This is a genomic window from Wenyingzhuangia heitensis (assembly GCF_011762155.1).
In the GTDB taxonomy this organism is placed as follows: domain Bacteria; phylum Bacteroidota; class Bacteroidia; order Flavobacteriales; family Flavobacteriaceae; genus Wenyingzhuangia; species Wenyingzhuangia heitensis.
The window spans coordinates 1,486,911-1,513,815 of sequence record NZ_JAASQL010000001.1; the positions used below are offsets into that span (position 1 = coordinate 1,486,911).

Sequence of the window (26,905 nt, forward strand, 5' to 3'; positions counted from 1 at the left end):
TATATCAAATTAAAATGAATAAAAAATACAGTTATTTAATAGTGTCACTTTTGTTAAGTGTACTAACTATTTATCCGTCTTTTGCGAATAACTCTAAAGGGTTATCGAAAAAAAAATCAAAAGAATTATATAGTATAGAAACAGGTTATACTATTCAGAAAGTTAGAACCGCCAATTTTAAAAATAAAACCAATATTATAGCCAGTTCTTATGAAGGGACTATATTGGCAATTGATTTTGACGGAAAAAAACTATGGGAAAATAAACTCTCAGGTTTTATGGTGTATGATATTTGGTGTGCAGATATTAATGGAAACGGAAATGATGAAATTTTAGTAGCCAATGCAGATGGAGCTGTTTATTGTATAAATGCTAAAGGAAAAACACTTTGGAAACATCAAAAAAATGAAGTGCCTATGTATGCTGTTTGTACAGTTCAAAAAGAAGGAACTTCTTATGTTGTTGCAGGTGGATACGATTTAAGTGTTTATTATTTGTCTGCCAAAGATGGTAGTTTGGTTAAAGAATTAAAATCATCTACCTATTCTAAAGCAAAACCTTGGGGGGCAAATAAACCCAAAGCAGGGTTGCATTACGCTAATTTTTTAAGACCTATTAAAAAAGCAGATGGAACAGATATGTTGGCTATTCATGGAAGTAGTAACCATATGCAAGACAAGGGTATTATTTATTTGTTTGATGTGTTGGCAGATCAACCTTTAAGAGATATCAAAATAACGGCTTCTGCAACTATAGGAGAGTTTAGAACATCGGATTATAATAAAGACGGGATTCCAGAAATATTATTAGGGATTTCTGGACATCAAAATAATGTAGGAACGGTTCGTGTAGATTTGGCAAAAGAAAAGTCAGAACAATACAAACTTAAAAAATTAGGATTTGGGTATTCTGTTACACAGCCAGAGTTGATAAATGACCAAGGAACTGACAAGTATTTGTTTTTAACAGGAAATCACATATCATTAGTTGCAACTAATTTTAGCTCTAAATCAGAAGAAAAACTAGAAACTAAATTTTCTTACAACGATATATGGAAAGTACCTGGTACCAATCAATTGGTTTTAGCAAGTGCACAAAGTGGAGGGAGTGAAATACATGTAATTGATACTGAAAAATCAGGTTGGAAATCTGCTTATGAAGCTTTAAAACCTAAAGGGAAAATAGAGCAAATTATAGACAATACTGCTAAAATAAGAAAGGATTTGGAAAATTATAAAAAGCCAAAATCGGAAAGAGATCCTTTGCCTGTTTATTTTATGACTTCTCAAACAAAAAACGGAGTCGCTAAAAAAACGGCAGATGAAATAAAATCAAAATACCAAAGTCCTGTATTTTTAGGAGGTAGTCATATGTCTCAAGCAGAAAATTGGGATAGGTCTGCCATGCCAAATGAAAAGTATAAAAAGAGAAAAGACAGAAGACGAAAGTATGTGTATTCTCAAGAACAAGCAGTAGATCATATTACGAAATGGTACAAAGGAGAACCTGGAATTGCATACTGGGGAGGACATGGTAATGATCCGTACATGTTTCAATTAAGTACTACTAAAAAAATAATTGACTATGCTGATGGTAAAAAAACAGTATTAATATACCCTGAATTAGAAGATCATACGAAAGATTTTGCTTGGGTAATGGACGATTTGTTTTATCCGTTGGCAAAGTATGCACAAGGTAAAAATGCAAATATCTTTGTGCGTACCAAACATAACTTTTGGCAAGGGAATATTTACTTGCCAATGTGGGAACCTGTAATGGATGGAGGTTTTTCTGAAGTTTTTGTGCCTTCTATGGAAGAGACTACGGACAAAGCCATGGATATTAGTATTGCTGGTAGAGCAGGAGTATGGGCAAGTGGAGCTTTTAATAGCTGGGGAACTCGTGCAGTACCAGACAACCCAAGTTTTGATAGATCTAGACAATTTAGCAACCAAAGATTACCAAATCATTTTTTACGTCATTTGGTGTTTCATATGGCTAACGGTGCTCAGTATATTAACAATTTAGCAGTAGATTCAGATTATATTAGTGTGTTGTGGGAGTTGGTAGCTAAAGGAGCTTTGTATGTACCCAAACCGAATGAAATTGTAAGTTTTTCGCCAGTGCATTTAAGTATGATGACTCCAGATCATGAATTTATAGAAAGAGGAAGCAATGCAAAATGGTCTACATTTTACGAAGAAAGTAAAGAGTCTTATTTTGATAATTTTGTTTTTAGTAGACAAAACGGAACTTGGCCAGCAGCAAAAGTAACTCCTTGGGATTTTTCTAGCTACGCTGGAAACGTTAAAGACCGTCGTCAAAACTTTTTACCAAATTATTCAAATGGATTGGTATTAATTACACCACCTCAAGCAGGCACATCGGCTAGTAAAACAGCTAAGAGAAAACCTTTAAAAGAGAACTTAAATCCTATTTATAAAAATATTTTAAAGGAATATTATACAGATGGTCATTATTACTATTCGGCAGACGGAACTCAAAAATACAATGCAAACGAGTATTACAAAACAATAGAAAAAGATATTAAGGAAAGCGCTAATAAATTACCGTTAACTGTTACAGGTGATGTTGCTTGGGTGGTGGCTCAAACATCTCCTACCAATTTAAGATTAACGCTTATAGATGGAGGTTATTTAAACCCGAGTGATAAAGTTGCTACAGTAAAATTACATACCATACAACCAAAAAGCATGACTGATATTTTAAATGGAGAAACTTTTGATACTAACAAATCAGAAATAAAAATAGAAATTCCGTGTGGAGCTTTTCGATTTATTGATATAGAATTAAAGAAAAGTTTATAGTTTTTAACAAATAACCAATAGTAAACAGTGTCTAAACGTAAGTTTTGACACTGTTTTTTTATGTGAATACATTAATTATTGAAATTAAGTCAAAAAAGTACTATGGCTTGTGATTTAGATGTTTATATTTTTTTTAATGATTTATTATTTTTATCGAATATTACTAACTAAAAAATTATTAAAATGATAAAAAAACTACTAAAATCAACAATTGTTGTTAGTTTCTTGTTTTTAGGAACAGCATTACAAGCACAAACATTTAACTTTAATTTAGATTTACAAGATTGGGCAGTCAGTTGGGGAGCAACAAGTACGGTAACTCACGATGCTTCTGAGGGAGTGTCTGGGAGTGGTTCTTTAAAATTAGAAAGAACAGGAGCAAATTCAAACTTTGGAATTAAAAATAACGGTTCTGGAACAGTGGTTACTGGAATAAACGCTACAACGGCTAAATTTATTAAACTAGTTTATAAGAATGAAACCAACGGAGTAGAGTTAAGACTAGGGGGAACCAATGGAGATGAAGCCTCTATTAAACCAAATGGAGGGTCTGGAAACATTACTTTTTCTATAGGGGCTAATTCAGATGAATATATTACTACTTATTTAGATATGAGTGATTATACTTTGTGGACAGGAGATTTAACCAATTTTTATTTAATGGTTAGGCAAAATGAACCAGATACTGTAGGAGATGCTTTTTATTTAGATGAAATTGAATTTTTAACTTCTATGCCAGCCATTACGTATTCAGAGTTTATTAAAAACCCTGGTTTTGATGGTCCTAGTGGAACCACCCATTTGACTGGTGATAAATCTTTTGTTTCTAGAGGAGTTACATCTAGACAAGCACATGACGGAACTCAGAGTTTGAAATTAAATTTTACAGACAATGCAGATTCTTCTTTTTGGACTTTTAGTTCTTATGAAAAAGTGTATGGAAGTGCTTTTAATGCAGGAAGCACCATTCAGGTAAAAATGTGGGTAAAAACCAATCGTGCTTCTGTAATTAATATGTCATCAAGAGTTAAATTAACCAATGGAGGTGTAGACACAGCAACCAAGCCTATAGCAAGTGTTTCTACAACTAACACAGCTATGGGATGGGAAGAGTTAACGTTTGATTTAACTTGTCCTGATGCTTTTGATGGAGTAGCTTTTTGGTTCTCTGTGAACTATAATGAAGGAAGTGCTGAGAATTTAGCAAGTGGAGATCTTGTATATGTAGACCAAATTACAGCAACTATTACAGATGCAACTTTATCTACAACTAGCAAAAAAATAGAAGGGGCTTCTATTAATGCTACCAATGGAACAGTTTCTGTTTTGGGAGCAAATTTAGATGCTGTTTACTCAATAACAGGACAACAAGTGAATAATACAGGATTGTCTAGTGGAGTTTATATTGTTAAAATATCAAAAGGAAACTTACAAAATGCTGTAAAAGTTGTTTTGTAAAATTCTATTTATATAGGGTTTAAAAGGGAATTAACGCAAAAGCGTTAATTCCCTTTTTTTATGCTGTAGCCTAAAAAGTTTTTAAACACTATTTTTTGTACCAAAAAGCACATTTAATATACGTACAAAATCATCCTATTGTTATTTGCTATGTATTTTTAAATGCTGAACAATTAGTAACAACATTTTTTATGAATTTAAAAAACTACTTTTTAATATTACTTCTTTTTTTAGGTAATACATTTATGTTTTCTCAAAAAACATACAATTTTGAAGAGCAATCTGCCAATTGGCAGACAAGTCAATCAGATCAATGGAGTTTTACAACAAGTAAATCTTATGAAGGATCAGAATCCTTAAAATATAATGTACCTGCTAATTCATCTACTAAAGAATTGGGGGCTATTTATAGTATAGAAACCAATCATACTATTCATAAAGTTAGAACTGCTAATTTTAATAACACGACTACTATTGTTGCAAGTTCTTATGATGGAATTGTAATGGCAGTAGGTTTTGATGGAGTTGTTCTTTGGAAAAATTCATTGTCTGGTTTTATGGTGCACGACTTATGGTGTGCCGATATTACAGGAGACGGAAATGATGAAGTCTTAATTGCAAATGCAGACGGTACTATTTTTTGTTTAAATGCAATGGGGATTGAGCAATGGCAGTATCAAAAAAATGAAGTGCCAATGTATGCAGTTACGGTCGTTAAAAAAGAAGGAATCCCTTATGTCGTTGGAGGAAGTTTAGATTTGAATTGTTATTATTTGTCGGCAACAGGATCTTTGGTAAAAGAGCTAAAATCTGCAGATTATTCTCAAGAAAAAACATGGGGAGATACTACCGCTAAAGACTTTGTGCATTATGCAAATTTTTTAAGACCGTTAAAAAAAGATACTACTAATGATTATTTAATAATGCATGCAAGTAACAATCCGTCTCAAGACAAAGGAGCTATTTATGTGTTTGATGTTTTAGAGGATACTCCAATTAAAAGGGTAGAAACTGAAGCTACAAGTCCTATAGGAGAATTGCGTTTTTCAGATTATAATAACGATGGAACTTCGGAAATATTGATGGGGGCATCTAATCATCAAAATAGTGCCAATGTTTCTCGCTTAAATTTAGCAGATGACACAACCGACCAATATAAATTATCAGGATTAGGTTTTGGATATTCTGTAGTACAACCAGAATTAATTACAGATGTTTCTGCTGATAAATATATGTTTTTAGTAGGAAATCAAATGATGTTGGTGAATAAGGAATTTGATATTGCTAGCCAAGAAAAGTTACAAACTAAGTATTCTTATTACGATATGTGGAAAAAGCCAAATTCCAATCAAATTGTTTTGGCGAGTTGCCAAAGTGGAGGAAGTCAAATTCATATTATGGATACCGGTAATCCAGATTGGAAAACAGCCTATGAAGCCTTAATTCCAACAGGTAAAATTAAAGATATTATTGATAATACTGCTGCTGTAAGAACAAACTTGGCTTCCTATTCAAAGCCATCTACCCAAAGAGCTACAAGAGATGTGTTTTTTATGACAGAAGATACAAGTGAAGGATTGGCTAAAACTACGGCAAATAACATTCGAAATAATTACACAACTCCTATGTTTTTGGGAGGGAGTCATTTTAGCAAAACAGAAAATTGGGACAGATCTACCATGCCTAATGAAAAATATAAAAACAAAAGAGATGGTAGAAAAAATTATGTTTTAACACAGCAACAATCTATAGATATGATTACTGCTTGGTATGACGAAAGTCCTCAAGGTGATAAAGGAATTGCTTATTGGGGAGGTCACGGAAACGATCCTTACTTTTTTCAACTAGAAACAAGAAAACAAACTTTAGACTATGCCAGTGGAAAAAAAACAGTCATGATTTTTCCAGAATTAGAAGATCATTCAGATGATTTTACTTGGGTTATGAATGATTTATTTTATCCGTTAGCACAATATTCAAAAACTAGAAATGCAAATATTTTTGTAAGAACCAAACATAATTTCTGGCAAGCAAATGTCTATTTACCTATGTGGAGTGGTTTATTGTCTGGAGAGTATGCAGATGTATTTGTACCTTCTATGGAAGAAACCACTGACAAAGCTATGGATATTAGCATTGCTAGTAGAGTAGGTGTTTGGGCTAGTGGATCTGTAAATGATTGGGGAACTAGAACAGTGCCAGACAATCCTAGTTACGATAGGTCTAGACAGTTTTGTCATCAAATGTTACCCAACCATTTTTTACGTCATTTAGTTTATCATATGGCAAATGGAGCAACATATATTAACAACTTTGCCGTAGATCCAGATTATATGAGTATTGTTTGGGATTTGGTGGCTAAGGGAGCGTTGTTTGTGCCTAAAGCCAATGAATTATTAAGTATATCTCCGGTACACATTAGTATGTTAGAACCAGATGATGACTTTTTGTTAGAAGGTAGTAGTTTGAAATGGGGAACACATTATGATGAACAATTTTTGAACAATAATCCTTTTGTCTTTAGTAGGCAAAATGCCAATTGGATGGGAGCTAAAAATACCCCTTGGGATTTTTCTAGCTATGCAGGAAACGTAAAAGACAGAAGACAAAATTACTTGCCAAATTATCCTAATGGATTGGTCTTGATTACACCACCACAAACAGGAGCTAATGCAGATGTAACGGCTCCCAGAGGTTTGTTAAAAGACAATTTGCATCCGTTATACAAAGATATTTTAAAAGAATACTTTACAGATGGACGATATTATTATTCGGCAGATGGAACACAAACATTTAATGCGGATCAATTTTATACAACCGTTGAGGCTGATATTAAAGAAAGTGCTAAAAAAATACCATTAACTGTAAGTGGAGATGTCGCTTGGGTAGTAGCACAAACATCACCTACCAATTTAAGACTAACAATTATTGATGGAGGTTATTTAAACCCTGAAGACAGAACAGCTTTGGTAACTTTTCAGAGTTTGTCTGCTGTAGGAATGAAAGATATTTTAGATGGGACTACTTACAATTCGTCAGGGACTGTAGAGGTTAAAATACCAAAAGGATCTTTTAGGTTTTTAGATATTACATTAAGCTCACCTTTAAATTAATTTCATCATGAAGAATAAAATAACACAGAACATTTTTTTGTTGAGCTTGCTGTTAACAATATCTGTTTTTGCACAAGACAAAATAAATATTTTAGATACAAATTATTACGGGTTTGAAGTCTCTTCTGGTGATGATGGTTGGTGGATGCAGCAACCCGAGAATTTTTCTATAGCAACCAATAAAGGAGCAGAAGGTTCTAGTAATAGTTTAAAATATACTAACAGCACAAGTTTTACAGGGTCTAAAAAAGCATTTGGAAGTACTACAATATCAGATATGTTAATTGATTTAGATCCAGGAACGTATACTGTTAAAGCAATGATTTGGTTAGAATCTGGTACAGATATTTCAGCAATAAAAGTGAATTTTAGAACAGATAGTCAAAATGATACCAATGCAGTTTTAGACTTGTCGTCCATAGTAAAAGATAAATGGGTCGCTGTTTCAGTATCCTTCACAACAACATATGCTTTTGCAAACACGAATATTAGAATTTTAATGGATTCTAGTTATGGAGGAATAGGAACTTTATATTTAGATGATTTGCAATTGTTAAAAGATATTTCAGAAGAAGTTTTAGAAATCCCTTTTCAAAGTCAAATAGAGACTACAGAAAGTGAAAATATAACTATGGATAAAGGGAGCTATAATATTAGCTTGCAGGTTTTTGTTGATGAAAACACAACTATTTCTAATTTTTATACACAAGTATTAAATCCTTGGGTAACGTTAAAATGGGATATATCATCTATAGCAAAAAATGAATGGGTTCAGTTAAGCCAAAAAATGATTTTATCAAAAGAAGCGACAAATTCTACGTTTAGATTTCAAGTAAATAATCAACCTGAGTTTGGAGGAGGAAAAGGAACTTTTTATGTAGATGAATTAAAAATAGAAAAGGCAGAAGAAGCAGAATTATCTGTAGGAGAATTACTACCTAATAGAATTGCTTTGTTTACTCCCAATCCAACAAAAGATTATATTAACTTTAGTGGAGCTGTAGGTGCAACGGTAGAAATATATAACTCTTTAGGTAAAAAAGTAAAAGCATTTAAAATAAGTAATTTAGGACATAGAGAAAACGTTTCTAATTTAAGCAGTGGTGTGTTTTATGTTAAAATTTATAGAGAAAAAGAAACGATTGTTAAACAATTAATTATTCATTAATATTTACCAAACTCTAATTAAATAACAATCTGTTTACTCAGAACGACTTCAAGTAAACGCTCACGTACAAAAAAAACAATTAATACAATTAATTTTGTTTTAAGTATAAATACAAATATGAAAAAAACAATCAAGTCAGTATTATTAACAAGTGTTATTTTTTTAGCAGCCTGTAGTCCTAAAGAAAAAAAGGAAACGGTAAAAAACACAAAACCAAACATTGTGTTGTTTGTGGCCGATGATCATGGTAAAGATGCTTTGGGAAGTTATGGGAATCCAATAATTCAAACTCCTAACTTAGATAGAATGGCATCAGAAGGTGTCCGTTTTAACAATGCTTATTGTACTAGTGCTAGTTGTGCAGCAAGTAGATCTGTAATTTTAACAGGAAAATTTGGTCATGCAACAGGTTCTTATGGTCACGTTCACGATTACCATCACTTTAGTACGTATGATAATGTAAAGTCTTTACCTGTTTTGTTAGAAAAAGCAGGTTATGAAACGGCTAGAATTGGTAAATACCATGTAGCTCCAGAAAAAGTATATCATTTTAATACTGTTTTAAAAGCTGACCCTAGAAGTACGCTAGAAATGGCAGATGCTTGTGTAGATGTTATCCAATCAGAAAAACCATTTTTCTTGTATTTCTGTACCGATGATCCACATAGAGGACATCCATTTGTTTCTGAACCTTGGAATTTGCCCAATACGTTTGGAAATAAAACAGAACCTTACCCAGGAGAAAATCAAATTGTATACGATCCTAATGATGTAGTTGTCCCCGATTTTTTACCAGATACTAAAGAAAGTAGAGAAGAAATTGCTCAATATTACCAAAGTATTTCTAGAATAGATCAAGGTTTTGGTCGATTGATGACTCATTTAAAAGAAGCAGGAAAGATGAATAATACAATTGTTTTTTACATTTCGGACAACGGAATGGCTTTTCCTGGTGCAAAAACAACGGTTTATGAACCAGGAATTCAACTACCTTGTATTATTAAAGATCCTACCAAAAAAGGAAATAAAGGTGGTGTGAATAATGCTAAGATTTCTTGGGTAGACTTAACACCAACTATTTTAGATATGGCTAATGTTCCGTTTGATACAAAAGAATTTCACGGAAAATCTTTCAACGCTATTATAGAACAAGAAAATCCAAAAGGTTGGGATGAGGTTTATGCATCACACACGTTTCATGAAATTACCATGTATTACCCTATGAAAGTAGCAATAGAGGGTAAGTATAAATTGATATGGAATATAGCCTGGCAGTTAGATTATCCTTTTGCTTCAGATTTATGGGCATCTTCTACTTGGCAAAGTGTGTATAGAAACCATTCAAAAATGTATGGGAACAAAACAGTAGAAGAGTATTTAAAACATGCCGAATTTGAATTGTTTGATTTGGAAAAAGATGCAGGAGAAACCAACAATTTGGCCGATAAAAAAGAGTATCAAGAAGTATTAAAACACATGAAGGCAAAGCTGAAAAAGTTTCAGTTAGAAACAAGAGATCCTTGGTTAATTATGTGGGATCATGACAATACTTTACAAGGAACAGGAGTAGATTTATAAAAATAAAACAAACATATTTTAGAAAGATATATATCATGGAAAGAAGAAAATTTTTAAGAAATGTAGCAGGGGTAGCCGTAGCATCTAGTGTGTTACCTTTAACAACTTCGTGCAAATCTTTAGAAGGTTCTGCAACAAGCTTAGGAGCAAGTGGAAATGGAGGAGATGAACAGTGGTATCAATTAGGAACAGGAAAAAAAGTTGCAAACCCAACACGTAAAAAGACAGAGGAGTATGATGTGGTAGTAGTTGGAGCTGGTATTGCCGGTATTTCTGCAGCAGTAGCTTCTGCAAGAAATGGAGCCAAAACGGTATTGATTAATGATAGACCTGTGTTGGGAGGAAATGCTTCTAGCGAAATTCGTGTAACACTAAATGGAGTAAACCGTTTGTCTACAGGGTTGGCAGAACGTGAAACAGGTATTGTTGAAGAAATGATGTTAGAAAACCGTTTGTACAACCCGCAACAATCTTATCCTGTATGGGATCATATTGTGTACGATTATGTATCTAGAGAACCTAATTTAACCATCATGTTAAATACACAGGCTATAGATGCAGAGACTAAAGGAAATAAAATTGTATCTGCTCGTTGTTGGCAATTAACTACAGAAACAGAATTTACCATTAAAGCACCTGTGTTTATAGATTGTTCTGGTGACGGATTGATGGCTGCTAAAGCAGGAGCATTGTACAGAACAGGTCGTGAAGGAAAAGCAGAGTTTAATGAATCTTATGCACCAGCTGAACCAGATGGATGGCAAATGGGAGCTTCAATTTTATTGCAAGGTAGAGATTATGGTAGACCAATGCCTTATACTCCACCTGCATTTGCTAAAAAATATGATGGAGACAATGCCAATCACGAAAGAAAAATCAATAATTATTTAGATGGTTATTGGTGGGTTGAGTTAGGGAGTGATCATGATATTATTGATGTGCAAGAAGACAATAGACATGATTTGATGGGGTATTTACATGGAGTTTGGGATTATATTAAAAATTCAGGAAAATTTCCAGATTCAGAAAATTATGCTTTAGACTGGGTAGGTTCTTTGCCAGGACGTAGAGAGTCTCGTCGTTTTATAGGTGATCATATGTTGTCTGAAACCGATTTAACTGGGCACAGACATTATGAAGATGCTATTGGTTATGGAGGTTGGTCTTTAGATGAACACAATCCAGGTGGAATTCTAGATATTAAGGAAAGACCAAGTTTTTTTCATGAAAAATTTAAAACTGTTTATCAAGTACCTTTTAGTTCTTTGTATTCTAAAAATATAGAAAACTTAATGTTTGCCGGACGTAATGCTAGTTTAACACACATTGCTTTGTCGTCTACAAGAATTCAGGGAACTTGTGCATTAATGGGGCAGGCTGTAGGTACCGCAGCAACTATTTGTGCAAGTAAAGGAATTACACCAAGAGAGGTAAAGCAAAAATACATCAAACAATTGCAAGAAATGTTAATGCGAGATGATGTATATATTCCTAAAGTTGCCGCTAACGACCCTAAAGATTTGGCTAAAAAAGCAAGTGCTGTTTTTGGTTCTTCAACCAAATCTGGAGCAGCTAAAAATGTAATTAACGGAATTTCTCGTGATATTGATGGGGAAATCAATCACTGGCAGTCTGAAGGTTTGCCAGCTACTTTTCAAATGGAGTGGGATACACCTATTCAACTGTCAAAAGTTGAGATTAAGTGTGACACCAATTTACACAAAAACATCACCATGCGTAAGCAACCTTTGTCAGATTGGCAAAAGAAATCGTTTATAGAAACGGTTCCTCCAGAATTATTAAAAGAATTGGATTTAGAGGTTAGAGTAAATGGAGCTTGGGTAAAAGTTGGAGTAAAAGATAGAAATATAGCTCGTTTGATAAAATTTAATTTTGATGAAGTTAAAACATCAGCTATTAGAATTCGTTTAAAAGAAACTTACGGACATCCTACTGCTAAATTGTTTGAAGTACGTGCGTACGAATCTTAAGAACAATTGGTTTAAAAAAGTACAATAAGTGTTGTTGTTGGTATATTCTATTTGATAATTACCAACAGCAAACTTGTTTGTATCTAAAAATATTTCATCAATTTTGGTAGTTGACTTGAGTAAATCTAAAAACACAAAAATGAATCAGAAGCAATTCTCTTTTTTTAAAAATAAACAACCAAAAACAACAAGTTTTTGGGTTGTAAAGTTTGTAATGGGGCTTTTGTTTTTGGTTACTGTTTTTGGTTTGCAATCAAGTACAACTCCTAACCCACAACAAAAAGTACACAATATAGAAGTGTTTCAGCCTGCTGTAGACAAAGTAAAGCCCATAAACTGTAAGTTAGTTGAAGAAACTTTACTAGACGGGACACAACGTTTTTATGTAGATGTAAATTCGGTAAACTGCGGAGAAAATATTTGTGAAGTTATTGTAGTTCGAGTTTTTTTTGATGAATTAGGAAGGTATCAAAGAATAGATTTAGAGCCAGGAGATGAGTTGGAAAAAGCCAAAGGAAAACCATTTACTAAAGAAGATTATAGCAAACTAGAAGAAATTTTAAACAATAAAAACTCAGAATTAAAAGTAGTTTTTAAAGAAGACCTAGTAACTAGTGATGTTGTAGAAAGAGGGAATTCTGATATTGATGGAATTTCAGGAGCAACCTCCTCTATCAGTCCATCAGAAACAGTAGAAGGTGCCGTATGGACTTGTTACACTCTGTGGCATTGGGCAAATGGAGATGTGGTAAAAAATATCCGAAAAATTAGAGCACACCAGCTAAAAAACACAGATTTGGTTACTGATTTTTTACAAAGAACAGATTTTGGATATCAACAATTTGCCATAGATTATTTAACAGAAAGAAAAGTGTACGATTCTGTAACTGTTTCCGCGGTAAAACAAGAAGGAATACAAGGGGATTATCCTTTATTTAAAGAAGTGCTTTCTTATGTAGAACAAAGTCCAGATACCACTTATTACAAAGTAATAAAAGATCTTTTTGAAAAAGGAAATTATAAAAAAAGAGTTGCTTGTTTAAACTCAGTGTCCTTTTTACAAAAACAACAAAACGCAAGTTTTTTTGATGAATTAAGTACTCAAATAAATACATTCTCTTATCAAGAAGTAGAAATGTTTTTAACCATCCTTCAACTTAACAGCTATAAGTCTACAGTCTTAAAAACAGAACTGATAAAATTGTTAAACAATTCTAATTTTCTAATTGCCCGAAGAGCCTACTGGTTTATAGGTAATAATCATTTAGAGTTATCGGAAAATCAACAAAAAAAAGTTTCAGGTTTTCAAAAAAAATACGAAAACAGATTATAATAAAATAAAGAAATAATGAAGTCAGAAAATAAAATATTAAAAGTGTTTTTATGCTTGTTAATTGTCTTATCAACACGTGTAAATGCAAAAGAAATCATCAACATAAAACCAACAAATGGTGATGTGACTACTCTTGTTAGAAATGCCATAGAGAACACTAAAGACAAAGATATAAAGTTGGTGTTTGAAAAAGGAACTTATCAGTTTTTGCCTGATTATGCCAAAGAGCAATTCTCTTTTGTTACCAATCACGGAAATGGGTTAAAGAAAATAATTTTCTTATTTCAAGATTTAAATTCTGTAGAAATAGAAGGAAACGGATCGGAGTTTATTTTTCATGGACACACAGCACCGTTTCAGTTTTTAAATTGTAACCATATATCTGTTAAAAATATTACGATAGATTGGGATGTGCCTTTTAGTTTTCAGGGAGATGTAACGGCTACAAATTCAGAAGAAAAGTGGATAGAAATAAAACCTTATACCAAAGGGTATTCTTGGAAATTACAAAGAGGAAGAATTTATTTCCCTAACATAGATAATTTTCATTTTGCATCTTTAGGAAGTACATTAACGTTTGATAAAGACACAAAACAAGTAGCTTACGGAGCTTTAGATTTTAGTTTACGTCCTAGTAAGGTAGAAAAAAGACCCAACGGGATTTTACGTATTTACGATGAGCATATTAGAAAATATCCAGAAGTTGGAGTGGTTATCCATTCTAAAGGACCACATGAAGAAAACAGATATGCACCTGCATTCCAAACCAAAAACTCTAGCAATGCTGTTTTTGACAATGTAACTATTCACCACGCATTAGGAATGGGATTTTTGTTTGAGAGAACTGATGGTATTCAAATCTTGAATTCTGGAATTTACATCAAAGAAGGATCAGATAGAGCTATTTCTACCATTGCAGATGCAACTCATTTTGCCAATTGTAAAGGAGGTGTATTGATAGAAAATTGTCGTTTTGAAGGAATGTTAGATGACGGAACCAATGTACATGGAACGTATGTAGAGGTAAATAAAATCATCAATAAAAATACGGTAAGAGTGTTGTTAAAACATTTTGAACAAACAGGTTTTGAATTTGCAGGTAAAGGAGATGAGGTTTGGTTTATAAAAACTCCAAACCCAGATAGAGGAGAAGTTGCTGTGGTGTCTAATGTGAAATATGTAAATGAGTATTATTCTGATATTACTTTTTCAAAAGAAGTACCATCAGACTTAAAAACGGGAGATATTTTAGAAAATAAAACGTGGAACCCTGTGTTTACCATGAGAGGTTGTACGATTAGAGATCATAGAGCAAGAAATATCATCATTAAAACACCTTTAAAAATAATTATAGAAGACAATGATTTATCCTCTATGATGTCGTCTATTATGTTAAGAGGAGAAAGCTATTTTTGGTATGAATCTGGAAGTGTAGAAGATGTGGTAATTCGTAACAATCGTTTTAAGCATGTAGCTTATGGTGGAGCCTCAGAACACGCAGTATTAAAGGTTTCTCCTAGATTAGGAAAAACATTCAATCAATCTGCTTTGTATGATAGAAACATTGTGTTTGAAAACAATACCATTGAAACTTTTGATAATAGAATTATCTGGGCAGACAGGCTAGATGGATTGATTGTAAAAGGAAACACCATCAAACAAACAACTACAGAAAAACCTCAATTTCCAAATGCTCCGTTATTTGAGTTGATAAACTGTAACAATGTAGAAATTACTAAGAACAGGTACGAAGGAAATGTAACCAATTACTTTAAAGTAGATAAAACATCTGCCAAAACCTTAAAAGTAAAACGCAACAAAGGTTTTAAGTACAAAAAATAAGAGGATATTAACGTTTACAAAAGAAGCACAATCTATTCAGATTGTGCTTCTTAGTTTATATAAGGTGCCCAACTGTTTATAACTAACAAGTGTGTTTTTTATAACTTAAAGGAGCTCATAAATTTGTAGTCGATTAATATAAAGAATTAAAAAATGAAAAAAATATTTTTAGGATGTCTTTTGTTGTTGAGCTTTCAGTTTCAAGCGCAGACTTTAGAAAAGCAAGCAAAGGAAAAAATTAAGGATTTAGAAAAGTTAATAAAAAAAGCAGAGAAAAAAGATATTGATGTTTTAAAAGAAAAAACATCAGTACGAACTGCAGAAGTATTTTTAAAATATGCCAACTGGGACGAGAAAAATATAGAAGCCAATACAAAGGCTTTTAAGTTGGTTAGAAAGTATAAAGATAATGCTGTAAAAATGGCCAAAGAATTAGCAGATTTTGAACGTAAAGACGTGAACAAAATGCTAGACAAAGCTATAGAAGAAATTACGTTGGTTACTAAAGGGAAAATTGAAAGACAAACAAGCCCTAATGTAGATTGGAAAAAAGTTTCTGTAGATGGAGATCAGTTAACTTATAAAAATAAGCCCGTGTTTTTAACAGATTACACTTGGAAACCCAACGTTTCAGAACTGAATGAATACTATGGAAATCAGGATGGTTTTTTTATTACACCTTCTTATGTTGCTAAAGAAGACGGAACTATACATCCCTCTAAAATGAAAGAATTGGAAAACAAACCAGACGGTTCTTTAGGTTTTATTTTTTTAAACCATAAATCGATTCCTAAATGGGCACCTGCCAAGTATGGAGATAACTTTAAAATGAGAGAAGATACCTATACGGCTTATGATATTGATAATCCTGGGGCTAGAGAAATTCAAACAAAATTATTAGGAGCTGTTGTACCGCATATGGCAGGAAAAAAGTTTTCAGAATTAGGATATATGTTGTGTAACGAGCCTCACTTTTTTACGCAAAAAACAGGAAAAAAAGTTGCTTGGGCATCAGGAGGAGTTTCTCAGTTTACCATTGATAAATTTAAAGTTTGGTTAGAGCAAAAACATACAAATATAAAAGCATTAAATACTTTATGGGGAACCAATTTTAAGAATTTTGATGCCGTTACTATTGAGTTACCTATAGACACCAGTTTAAGAGGTACTCCAATGTGGTACGATTGGTCTTTCTTTAATATGTATAGAGTTACAGCATGGTATCAGTTTTTAAAAGAAGAAATTCAGAAACATGATAAAGAAGCCAAAGTACATTTAAAAATTATGCCCAATTTGTGGACAGACAACAAAAGAGTTCACGGAATTGATTTAGAGGCTTTAACAGATATGAGTGGTATTATTGGAAATGATTCTGGAGCCATTAACAACCATATGTGGGGTAAGAAAGAGGAATGGGAAGATCATTATGCTTTTGATTGGAGAGAGTTGTGTATGGGATTTGATTTTATGAAATCTGTAAGTCCAAACAAGGTGAATTATAATACAGAATTACACTATTTGTCTACAGTAAAATCTAGAGATTTATACCAAGATCCAGCATATGCAAGAGCTACCTTTTGGTTGGCACATATTTATGGAATGACAGCAAGTCAAATTTGGTATTGGCCAAGAGAGGCAGATGGTGCTATTTCTAGAAAAGCTCAAAACGACAAAGGATATGCAGGATCTAACAATCAGCAACCAAGAGTAACCAATGAGGTGTCTATGACAATGATTGATTTGAATGCAAATTCAGAAGAAATTATGGCTATGCAAAGACAAAGAAAATCGTTAAGAGTTTTTTATTCTAAAACATCTGCAATTAACAAAAACAAGCACATGGATGATGTGTTTGAATTGTACGAAGGATTGCATTTTAACGGAGTTTCTATAGGTTTTGCAACTAAAGATATTATCAAGAAAAAAGACAACAATTCTTGGGATGCTATTTTAGTCTCTAAAACAGAGTTTGTAAAAGAAGATGAGGTAAAGGCATTACAAACTTATCTAAATAACGGAGGAACTGTTTTTGTTGATAAAATTAGTTTGCAAAAAAACGAATATGGTCAACCTATTCAAACCCAATTAAAAGCCACTAAAGGAAAATTAGTTGTTTTAAATTCTACCAAAGAAATAGAACATAAAGCAATGGAGTTTTTAGAGCATAAAAATTTATTGCCAGAAGTAGTTGTAGAAGAAACAAATAGTTTTGGTACTAAAGGTTGTGTGTGGAGAGTAGTAAAAAACAAAAAAGGAAATCACGTGTTAAGTGTTGTAAATGTTGGTAAGTCTGAAGCAACTTTGAACGTTTCCGTAAAAGGAAAAAAACAGATCAAGTGTAAAGATATCATCAAAGGAATAGAGGTAAGTACCACACCAGTACTAAAACCTTATGAAGTTTATTTTGTAGAAATAGAGTAAAAAGATATAAGTGTACTATAATTAATTAAAAGCCTCTGTGTGAACAGAGGCTTTTTGTGTGTAAATATACGCTAAGCAACTTTTTTTAAATTTTAGCAGACAGATATTTGATGAAATTAAGCGTATTTCACACTCTATCAAAAAAAGGAAAATGCAGACTAAAACTAAATTTATAGGATTCTTTTTATTGTTGTTTATCTTGTTTGGATATGCTCAAAAAAACACTGTTAAAGTAATTCTATTAGCAGGACAGTCTAACATACAAGGACATGGAGATTATGATTTGTTAGAGGATTCTGTAAAACAAAGAATTCAGAAAATAGCCCATAGGGTTTATTTAAGTACCTCAGATAATTCTAAAATTGAACCCAAACCATTGTCTTATTATACGCAAAATGATCGTAGAGGAAAGTATAATTTTCAACATCATTTTGGTCCAGAGATTTTTGTTGGATTAACCATGGCAGAAGCTTACCCAAATCAACAATTTTTATTGATCAAAAAAGCAGTAGGGGGTACTTCTTTACACGGAGCTTGGAGTGCTAATTGGACTCAAGAAAAAGCAAATGTATCAGAAATTGGAGCAGAAAGAAAAGCCCTGCAACTATATAAAGCTCATTTAAAAAATATTGAAAGTAATTTGAATCGTTTAAAACAGGACGGAAAAAGTTATCAAATTATAGGTTTGGCTTGGATGCAAGGAGAGGCTGATACGAACTCCCAACTAAAAGCAAATAACTACCAACAAAATTTAGAAAACCTAATTGCTGCTTACCGAGCAGAATTAGGAAAATTAGATTTTCCTTTTGTAATAGGTCAAATAAATGTGTTACCAAGAAAGTACAAACAAGGTCCAACAATAGTCCGAAAAGCTATGGAAACCGTTGCGAATAAAGATACAAATGTAGCTCTTATAAAAACCTCTACAAATCCATCTTGGTTAGATTATCCAAAACATTCAGATAACATACATTACAATACAGAGGGGCAGAAACGTTTAGGTACTGATTTTGGAAAAAGATTGATAGAATTTATAAAATAATAAAGAATTATATAAAATAAGGAGATGAAGGGATTTAAGAAACAAATTTGGATGCTGTTGTTAGCCGTTGCATTTGTAGGATGTAATCAACACCAAGAAAAAAAGGAACAAAAAGGAGAAGTCGTAAAGTTTGATAACCGTATTGCTGCTGATGCATCTTATGCGGTAATGAATAGAATTTTAAAAGCTAAAGAAACTCCTATTTCTGAAATAAAATTTGAAAAAGGAACTTATCATTTTTATCCCAATAAGGCTTATGAAATGTATCGTAATATTTCCAATCATGATGATCAATTAACCGTGACTCCTTTTCCTATTGTGGGACTGGAAAACATTACTATTGATGGACAAGGTTCTACTTTTGTATTTCATGGAGTTATGATTCCTTTTATTATACATCAGAGTAAAAATGTGAGTGTTAAAAACCTTTCAATAGATTGGGGAATGTCTTTCCATAGTGAAGGTGTGGTTGTGGCAAACGATCAGAAAAATAACACGTATGATTTGCAATATTCTAAAGAGTATCCCTATGAAATTAGAAATGGTCAATTAACATTTTTAAAAGAATATTACAGTCATAATATGGGACAGTCTATTTTATTTGATCCAAAAACAAAAGCCGTTGCTTATGCCACCGAGAATTATTCTAATTGGTTTAGTGTTGTTAAAAAAGTACAAGTGCAACAAAATTTAAAGGAGGTAAAATATCCTTATAAAACAGACAAACAAGATCCAATTCATAGTTATGTTGGAAAAGAATTTAAAGGATATGTAAAAGAAGTGAAACCGGGTGTGGTTAGAGTGTTTAACCATACTAAAAAACTACCTAAAGTAGGCTTGATTTTAGTAAGTAAAGGAGACAAAACTGTAAATAGAACCTCTCCAGGATTTCATATTACAGAAACGTTTGGGTTTAACGGAAACAATGTAAATATCAATCATGCAGGAGGTATGGGGGTTATTGCAGAAAACAGTGCCGATTTAATTTTAGACAATTTTAATGTTGTTCCTTCTAAAGGAAGAATGGTGTCTTCTACGGCAGATGCTACACACTTTGTAGGGTGTAGAGGAAAAATTCAAATAACCAATAGTACATTTAACAATCAGTTAGACGATGCTGCTAATATTCATGGAGCTTATAAAGAAGTTTTTGATGTTATTGATAAGCATACTATAGGAATTCGTTCTGGTCATTTTCAACAAAAAGGATTTTTATTAGGATATAAAGGAGATAAAATAGCTTTGGTTAGAGAAGCAGAATCTTTAAGTCCTTATAAAACAATCACTTTAAAATCATACAAAAAAATAAACGGAAGGTATGCCATTGCTACTTTTGAAGAAGAACTTCCAGAAAGAATTATAGCAGGAGATTTGTTAGAAAATTTAGATGCATATCCAGAAGTTGTCATTAAAAATTGTACCATAAGTAGAAACCGTGCAAGAGGTTTGTTGTTAGGATCTAAAAAAAGTACGTTGGTAGAGAATAATTATTTCCATACAGAAATGTCTGCAATTGTGGGGCCTGCACATGTAGATCATTGGTACGAGGCAAGTGTGTGTGCCAACGTTACTATTAAAAACAATACATTTCAAGATTGTGCGTATGGTGGTCCTAATCAAAGTGTAATTGTTTTAACAGCAGAAAAAGATATTAAGGAATTAACTTTTAAAAATATTGTGATAGAAAACAATACTTTTAATCAGTTTGATAATTTAATTTTAGACATTGATAAAACAGAAAATTTAGTTTTTAAGGGAAATACAATTACCAATTCAGGAACTTTTCCTCAATTACATCCCAAAAATCCTGCTTTTAAAGTTCAAAAATCTAAAGACATTCAATTTGTAGATAACACTTATAAAGGAACTGCAAAGCAAATTTTAAAATCAGACAATAGCGTATCTAACTTAAAGTTTCAATAAGTACTAATAATAGAAATAAAGATGTTAAACTTAAAATCAATTTTCTTTTTTTTCATAAGTTTTTATAGTTGTATACAAGCACAACAAAAACCAAATATCATTTTTGTTTTGGTAGATGATTTAGGCTATGCAGATGTTGGTTTTAATGGCTCTAAATTTTACGAAACTCCCAATCTAGATAAGTTGGCTAAAAACAGTTTGGTCGTTAATAATGCCTATATGTATCCAACGTGTTCACCTTCTAGAACTGGAATTTTTACAGGACAACAATCTTTTAGAACAGGAGTGTATAATGTACCTGTATTGGAGCATGGAACGGCAGAAGAAAATATTTTTTCGAGATGGACGGTAACCAAAGATCATGAAATATATGCTGAGCCTTTGGCTAAAAACGGATATAAATCTATTCATTTAGGAAAATATCATATTGTAGGGCCTTATCCAAATAAAGAATTGTCACTTGCTTATCCTTTTCAAGAAAAATTATCGCAACCAAAGCCAGGAGACTACTCTTGGTTGGCAGAGCATAAAACTAAGGAGGTTTTACAGTTTTACCCACAAGGAAGAGGTTTTATAGAAAATGTTGGAGGAACCTATAAAGGAGATCCTGCTTTTGAAATGGGAGGCTATAAAAGTTACAAAGGAGGATATAGAGCTCCTTTTAGCAATCCGTTTGTAAGTAACAAACCTACTGACGAATGGTTATCGGATCGATTTGCAGATGAAGCGATTCGTTTTATAGGAGAACATAAAAATGAACCCTTTTTTGTGAATTTAGATTTTTATGCAGTACACCAACCTACTAAAAGTAGAAATGATGAATTGTATAAAAAATACAGCAGCAAACCAGGAGATTCTATTACAGGGCAAGGATTAGGAAAACAAAGAGAACAAATGGCAAGTTATGCCACTATGATTGAATCTGTGGATGATAATATTCAGAAAATAATTGACTATTTAGAAAAAGAAAATTTAAGAGAAAATACGTTAATTATAGTAACCTCTGATAATGGATTTAACGGAGGTCAAAGTCATAATAACTTGTTAAGAGGCTATAAAAGGCAAATTTATGAAGGTGGAATTCGTGTCCCTTTATTAATCAATTGGCCAAATAAAATAAAAGCGAGAAGAACCGATGTTGCTGTGAGTTTACTAGATTTTTTCCCTACGTTTTTAGAGGTAGCCAATATTCAATATTCAGCACAAATTTTAGATGGAAACTCTTTGGTTCCGTTATTTAAAAAAGATACAAAAACATTAGAAAAAAGACCTTTGTTTTGGCATTTGGCAAGTAACAATAAAAAACAAAAAGCCTGTTCTGTAATTAGAAAAAACAATTACAAATTAATTCAGTATTTAGCAACGGGTAAGCTAGAATTATACAACCTAAAAAAAGATCCAAAAGAGTCTGATAATTTAGTAGAAAAAGAAACTAAAACAACTCAAAAAATGTTGGCTGAGTTGTTAGAATGGAGAAAAAGTAACAAAGTACCACTACCACCTAATTCAATTTTAAGGAATTAATAACTACTAGTTGTTTACGTTTTTTTGATGATTACAGATGTTAGTAAATACATATGTTGCTTAGTAAATTACGGATAGGTACATCTATTAAACTTAGGTATACGAAATCTTACTACAATTTTAGTTTCTTCGTTTTAGATATCTAAAAATAATAAGACAATGTATTGTGAATTAAAAATTAATAAAACTTTTTTAATAGGATGTATGCTTGGGTTTGCTATATTATTTAGCTCTTGTACTACTCAAAAAACCTACAGTCCTAAAGTAGCATCAGGAAAATATATTTTAACCCCCAAAGAAAAAGAAGAACCACAAATTAATGGAGCTGCTGTTTTTGGAGTTACTCCCAATGCACCGTTTTTATACACCATACCAGCTACAGGAGTTAGACCTATGGAGTTTTCTGTAAAGAATTTACCTAATGGTTTGCAGGTAAATCAAGAGACTGGAGTTATTAGTGGTCAAATTTTAGATAAAAAAATAGGAGATCACAAAGTGGTTTTGATAGCCAAAAATAAGGTAGGTGTAGATCAAAAAGAATTCAATATTAAAGTAGGAAACACCATTTGTTTAACCCCACCTTTAGGATGGAATAGTTGGAATTGTTGGGGACCTTTGGTGACTCAAAAAAATGTAATTGAATCTGCAGAAGCTATGGTTGCTAAGGGGTTGAATAACTACGGATGGTCATACATAAATATAGACGATGCTTGGCAATCTAAAAGAGGAGGAAAGCACCATGCTATTTTAGCAGATGAAACCAAATTTCCTGACATGGAAGGTTTGAGTAATCAAGTTCATAACATGGGATTAAAATTAGGAATCTATTCTTCTCCATGGGTAACTACATATGCTGGTTATATTGGTGGAACTAGTGATTTTGAAGATGGTCATTGGGATCAATCTATGAATGATAAAAACAATCGTAAAAAAGGTGAAAAAAGAACTTTTACGAGAGTAGCTAACTATACTTTTGATGAAAATGATGCCAAACAATGGGCGGATTGGGGAATTGATTATCTAAAATATGATTGGAATCCTAATGAACCTGCTAGTACAATCCGTATGGCAAATGCTCTTAAAAATAGCGGAAGAGATATTATTTATTCATTATCTAACACTGCCCCTTTAGAAAATGCAGCTCTTTTTGGAGAGGTTGTAAATTGTTTTAGAACTTATGGAGATTTAAAAGATAGGTGGGATGGAAAAGGAAGTCATAAAAGTATTAGAGACGAATGGATTGCACATAGAGAGTGGATGGAAAAAGGTTTTTCGGGAGCACCAGGGCATTTTCCTGATCCAGATATGTTAGTGGTGGGAGATGTAAATACCAAAGGAGGTTTACATCCTTCTCGTTTAACTGCCGATGAACAATATGCTCATGTTTCTTTATGGTCTTTGTGGGCAGCACCTATGTTAATAGGTTGTCCTATAGAAACTATGGATGATTTTACGTTAAATTTATTGACTAATGCAGAAGTGTTGGCAATTAATCAAGATGAAATTGCCATTCCAGGAAAAACAATTTATCACGATGCTACTATGGAAATTGTAGTAAAAGAGTTGGTGGATGGTAGTAAAGCTTTAGGATTGTTCAACTTAAAAAAAGAGTCTCAAACAATTACAGTAACATGGGAGGATTTAGGAATTAAAGGAAGCAAAGAATTAAGAGATTTGTGGAGGCAAAAGGATATTGGAAAATATAAAGAAACGTTTTCGGCAACAGTACCATCTCACGGTGTTGTCTTGGTGAAAATTAAAAAATAACATTGTATAAAAAAATACAATCAATTAATAAAGGTCTATTACCGCATGTGGTAATAGACCTTATTTTGTTTGTGTTTTTCTATTGTACGGTCAAACACATTTTTTTAACTAGAAATAACATAACTACTGCTTATTCTCTTTTACTTTATCTTATTAAAATAATTTAATAAGTAATTATGATTAAATATAAAGTAAGCCTGTTTTTTTGTTTGCTAGCTCTAGCTAGCTTTGCACAAAATAAACCCAATGTTTTACTAATTATGGTAGATGATATGAATGATTGGGTAGGTGCTTTTGGAGGACATCCACAGGCTATTACTCCAAACATGGATGCTTTAGCCAAAAAAAGTACAGTGTTTAAACAAGCATATTGTTCAGCAGCATTATGTAATCCATCAAGAACAAGTATGTTAACAGGTTATCAACCTTTTAAAACTGGTGTATATGGAAATGTAGAGGTGTTTAGACAAATGCAAGGGTTTGAAAACACAGTAACATTACCTCAATATTTTGCACAAAATGGATACAAAACGGCTGCTTCTGGAAAAATATTTCACAGTCCAAGAGGAACAGCAAAAGTGCCAAAAGAAGGGAGTGATCCAGGTTCTTTTCAAACAGAAAACAAAGTAGGTTTAGGAACTCCCTACCCAGACGTTCGTTTTACACATGGTATAAATTTTAAAAGAGCAGGTGTAAAAGGAAGTAAAACAAGATCTTTTGATTGGGGACCTGTAGTTATTGCAGATGAAAAAACAAATGATTGGAAAACAGCAGAATATGCTTCTCAGTTTTTACAAAAAGAACACGACAAACCTTTCTTTTTAGCATGTGGAATTTTTAGACCTCACTTGCCATTGTATGCTCCTAAAAAGTACTTTGACATGTTTGATGAAGATAAAATTCAATTGCCTAAAGTTTTACAAAATGATTTAGAAGATACAGGTAAAATAGGTCAAAACTGGGCGAGTAATAAATTGCATGCAGAAATTTTAAGAAATAACAAATGGAAATCTGTAGTAAAAGGCTATTTGGCAAGTTTAGCTTTTGCCGATGCTTGTGTTGGTCATTTGTTAGATAATTTAGAAAAAAGCAAGTATAAAGATAATACCATTATTGTGCTAATGGGAGATCATGGTTGGCATTTGGGAGAAAAGGAGCACTACTCTAAACAAACACTTTGGGAAGAATCTGCCAAAACTCCTTTAATTGTTTTTGATCCTAGCAAAGGAAAACAAGGAGTAAGTATGCGTACTGTTTCTTTAATTGATGTATACCCTACGTTAATTGATTTGTGTGGTTTGCCTAAAAAAACAGATTTAGATGGAAATAGTTTCAGGCATTTAGTAACCAATCCAAATGGAGAATGGAATCATTCAGCCTTAACCACAAAAGGATTGGGGAATCATACCTTACGAAATGAAACGTATAGATACATAGTTTATACGGATGGATTTGAAGAGTTGTACGATCATAGAAACGACCCTATGGAGTGGACTAATATTGCTAAAAACTCTGAAAACAAAGGAATTATAAGAGAGTTTAGAAAAGAACTAAAAATAATAATGGAAAAATAAAGATTAATAAGATGGTTTATAAACAAATAATGACATTAATTTCAATGCTTGTTTTTTTTAATTGTTCTACTAATTTAGATAGAGAAATAGTAGATAATGAAGAAAACATAAAGGAAGAAGAAGTAGAGGAAGAAGGTTTGGTGATTAATGAAGATGATTTTTATATAGCACCCACAAGTTTTGTTGTTTCTAAAAATCTAAAAACAGATTATTCTGTAGATAATGATTTTGATACAAATGATAGTGAAAACTTACAGAATGCAATCGATTTTATTTCGGATAACGGAGGAGGGAAATTAACAATTCCTGCTGGTAATTATTCTTTTGCTGAAGTGTTTTTAAAATCTAATGTTCACCTTGAAATTGATGCAAACGCAATAATTAGACCAGCTGAAATTGAAAGTAAAAGAAACAGAAACTATGCAATATTTAAAGTAACAAATGATGCTAGTAGTACTCTTGTAGAAAATGTAAGTATTTGCGGTGTTAACGGAAATTTTGTAGTAGATCTTAGAGAAACAGCGACTGATTTTTTAAACATCAGAATCATTCAATCCTATAATGTATCTAATTTTAAATATTCAAATATAACTGTACAAGATAATTTTTCTAAATTTTCAACTTTAGAGTTTAATGGAGTTAAAATAGGAGATCGTGTGTATGGACCAAGAAAAGGAGTTATAAAAAATATTGATTTGTACAATTCAGATTATGGTTATGGTGTTGTACAGTTACAGTTGGCTAAAGAGTTATTGTTTAAAAACTTATATGGACAAGGAGGAGCAACGCTAAGAATAGAAACACATAATAAAGTACTAAGAGAACTAGGTACTTATGATCTTGTAGATGAAATTTATGGTAGAGACATCAGATCAGAAAATGGAAACAGCGCAGTAATGCTATCTCCTCACTTTATAGATCAAGGTAAAGTAGATATAAGAGGAATAACTTCTATAGGTAGTGGTTTTGCAGTAAGAATAAATAAAGGTTTTGCTTCACCAGAAGAGGCTGAAGAAGGATTGGGAGCGGGATCATTTAGTAGTAGCTCTATTATAAGAGATGTTTCAGCTAGTTTTTCAATAGACAAAGCACAAATTAAACCTAAACATTATAATTATATGCCTTGTAGTTTAAGAGAGCATATATCATCAGAACCTATTAGTGATTTTCCACATGGAGATAGTTACAACGGACCATCTATTGCAGCCGTTTTATATACACCAAACTATACTATAGATATTAGAGAAAAAGATATTTCTACAGTAGGATTTTCGGATGGTTTAGAAATAGTTACAGATGAAGATCTTAAAAATGACAACGAGTGTAGTTTGTAAAAAATAATA

Annotated in this window: 15 protein-coding genes; all 15 read left to right on the forward strand. The window is 32.4% G+C overall.

All coding sequences use genetic code 11. The annotated features are described in order from the left end of the window. The first annotated feature begins 14 nt into the window (after positions 1 to 14). A complete protein-coding gene (locus FHR24_RS06400) occupies positions 15 to 2,828 on the forward strand; it encodes an outer membrane protein assembly factor BamB family protein (protein ID WP_167185558.1) in 2,814 nt (937 codons plus the stop codon). Positions 2,829 to 3,011: 183 nt separating this feature from the next. Beyond that, the gene (locus FHR24_RS06405; protein ID WP_167185560.1) at positions 3,012 to 4,286 is read left to right on the forward strand and encodes a hypothetical protein; all 1,275 of its coding nucleotides are present in this window, start codon (positions 3,012 to 3,014) and stop codon (positions 4,284 to 4,286) included. A 191-nt stretch (positions 4,287 to 4,477) separates the two neighbouring features. Further along, positions 4,478 to 7,399, forward strand: a complete 2,922-nt coding sequence (locus FHR24_RS06410; RefSeq protein WP_167185563.1) for a PQQ-binding-like beta-propeller repeat protein — start codon at positions 4,478 to 4,480, stop codon at positions 7,397 to 7,399. 7 nt (positions 7,400 to 7,406) lie between these two features. Next, a complete protein-coding gene (locus FHR24_RS06415; protein WP_167185567.1) occupies positions 7,407 to 8,567 on the forward strand; it encodes a T9SS type A sorting domain-containing protein in 1,161 nt (386 codons plus the stop codon). Positions 8,568 to 8,684: 117 nt separating this feature from the next. Then, positions 8,685 to 10,145, forward strand: a complete 1,461-nt coding sequence (locus FHR24_RS06420) for a sulfatase family protein (RefSeq protein ID WP_167185570.1) — start codon at positions 8,685 to 8,687, stop codon at positions 10,143 to 10,145. A gap of 35 nt (positions 10,146 to 10,180) precedes the next feature. After that, positions 10,181 to 12,136, forward strand: coding sequence for an FAD-dependent oxidoreductase (locus FHR24_RS06425; RefSeq protein WP_167185573.1), 1,956 nt, complete (start codon positions 10,181 to 10,183; stop codon positions 12,134 to 12,136). A gap of 139 nt (positions 12,137 to 12,275) precedes the next feature. After that, the gene (locus tag FHR24_RS06430) at positions 12,276 to 13,469 is read left to right on the forward strand and encodes a hypothetical protein (RefSeq protein WP_167185576.1); all 1,194 of its coding nucleotides are present in this window, start codon (positions 12,276 to 12,278) and stop codon (positions 13,467 to 13,469) included. Between the two features lie 15 nt (positions 13,470 to 13,484). After that, on the forward strand, positions 13,485 to 15,311 hold the full coding sequence (locus FHR24_RS06435) for an alpha-1,3-galactosidase-related protein (protein ID WP_167185579.1): 1,827 nt from the start codon (positions 13,485 to 13,487) through the stop codon (positions 15,309 to 15,311). 153 nt (positions 15,312 to 15,464) lie between these two features. Then, entirely contained in the window at positions 15,465 to 17,732 is a 2,268-nt protein-coding gene (locus FHR24_RS06440; protein WP_167185581.1) for an alpha-amylase family protein, read from the forward strand. A 151-nt stretch (positions 17,733 to 17,883) separates the two neighbouring features. Next, a complete protein-coding gene (locus FHR24_RS06445; RefSeq protein WP_167185584.1) occupies positions 17,884 to 18,774 on the forward strand; it encodes a sialate O-acetylesterase in 891 nt (296 codons plus the stop codon). A gap of 24 nt (positions 18,775 to 18,798) precedes the next feature. Beyond that, a complete protein-coding gene (locus FHR24_RS06450; RefSeq protein WP_243846505.1) occupies positions 18,799 to 20,697 on the forward strand; it encodes a right-handed parallel beta-helix repeat-containing protein in 1,899 nt (632 codons plus the stop codon). A gap of 21 nt (positions 20,698 to 20,718) precedes the next feature. Beyond that, on the forward strand, positions 20,719 to 22,221 hold the full coding sequence (locus FHR24_RS06455; protein WP_167185586.1) for a sulfatase: 1,503 nt from the start codon (positions 20,719 to 20,721) through the stop codon (positions 22,219 to 22,221). Between the two features lie 159 nt (positions 22,222 to 22,380). Continuing rightward, on the forward strand, positions 22,381 to 23,988 hold the full coding sequence (locus FHR24_RS06460; protein WP_167185591.1) for a putative Ig domain-containing protein: 1,608 nt from the start codon (positions 22,381 to 22,383) through the stop codon (positions 23,986 to 23,988). A gap of 176 nt (positions 23,989 to 24,164) precedes the next feature. Further along, a complete protein-coding gene (locus tag FHR24_RS06465; protein WP_167185593.1) occupies positions 24,165 to 25,562 on the forward strand; it encodes a sulfatase in 1,398 nt (465 codons plus the stop codon). A gap of 29 nt (positions 25,563 to 25,591) precedes the next feature. Next, positions 25,592 to 26,896 (forward strand): glycoside hydrolase family protein, encoded by a 1,305-nt coding sequence (locus tag FHR24_RS06470; RefSeq protein WP_167185597.1) that lies wholly within the window; start codon positions 25,592 to 25,594, stop codon positions 26,894 to 26,896. Positions 26,897 to 26,905 lie beyond the last annotated feature (9 nt).

What these genes read in the sequence shown, in the direction of transcription:
- FHR24_RS06430 (WP_167185576.1), top strand. Translation starts at nt 12,276, where the DNA reads ATGAATCAGAAGCAATTCTCTTTTTTTAAAAATAAACAACCAAAAACA.
- FHR24_RS06445 (WP_167185584.1), top strand. Translation starts at nt 17,884, where the DNA reads ATGCAGACTAAAACTAAATTTATAGGATTCTTTTTATTGTTGTTTATC.
- FHR24_RS06410 (WP_167185563.1), top strand. Translation starts at nt 4,478, where the DNA reads ATGAATTTAAAAAACTACTTTTTAATATTACTTCTTTTTTTAGGTAAT.
- FHR24_RS06470 (WP_167185597.1), top strand. Translation starts at nt 25,592, where the DNA reads ATGACATTAATTTCAATGCTTGTTTTTTTTAATTGTTCTACTAATTTA.
- FHR24_RS06435 (WP_167185579.1), top strand. Translation starts at nt 13,485, where the DNA reads ATGAAGTCAGAAAATAAAATATTAAAAGTGTTTTTATGCTTGTTAATT.
- FHR24_RS06420 (WP_167185570.1), top strand. Translation starts at nt 8,685, where the DNA reads ATGAAAAAAACAATCAAGTCAGTATTATTAACAAGTGTTATTTTTTTA.
- FHR24_RS06440 (WP_167185581.1), top strand. Translation starts at nt 15,465, where the DNA reads ATGAAAAAAATATTTTTAGGATGTCTTTTGTTGTTGAGCTTTCAGTTT.
- FHR24_RS06450 (WP_243846505.1), top strand. Translation starts at nt 18,799, where the DNA reads ATGAAGGGATTTAAGAAACAAATTTGGATGCTGTTGTTAGCCGTTGCA.
- FHR24_RS06400 (WP_167185558.1), top strand. Translation starts at nt 15, where the DNA reads ATGAATAAAAAATACAGTTATTTAATAGTGTCACTTTTGTTAAGTGTA.
- FHR24_RS06460 (WP_167185591.1), top strand. Translation starts at nt 22,381, where the DNA reads ATGTATTGTGAATTAAAAATTAATAAAACTTTTTTAATAGGATGTATG.
- FHR24_RS06415 (WP_167185567.1), top strand. Translation starts at nt 7,407, where the DNA reads ATGAAGAATAAAATAACACAGAACATTTTTTTGTTGAGCTTGCTGTTA.
- FHR24_RS06405 (WP_167185560.1), top strand. Translation starts at nt 3,012, where the DNA reads ATGATAAAAAAACTACTAAAATCAACAATTGTTGTTAGTTTCTTGTTT.
- FHR24_RS06465 (WP_167185593.1), top strand. Translation starts at nt 24,165, where the DNA reads ATGATTAAATATAAAGTAAGCCTGTTTTTTTGTTTGCTAGCTCTAGCT.
- FHR24_RS06425 (WP_167185573.1), top strand. Translation starts at nt 10,181, where the DNA reads ATGGAAAGAAGAAAATTTTTAAGAAATGTAGCAGGGGTAGCCGTAGCA.
- FHR24_RS06455 (WP_167185586.1), top strand. Translation starts at nt 20,719, where the DNA reads ATGTTAAACTTAAAATCAATTTTCTTTTTTTTCATAAGTTTTTATAGT.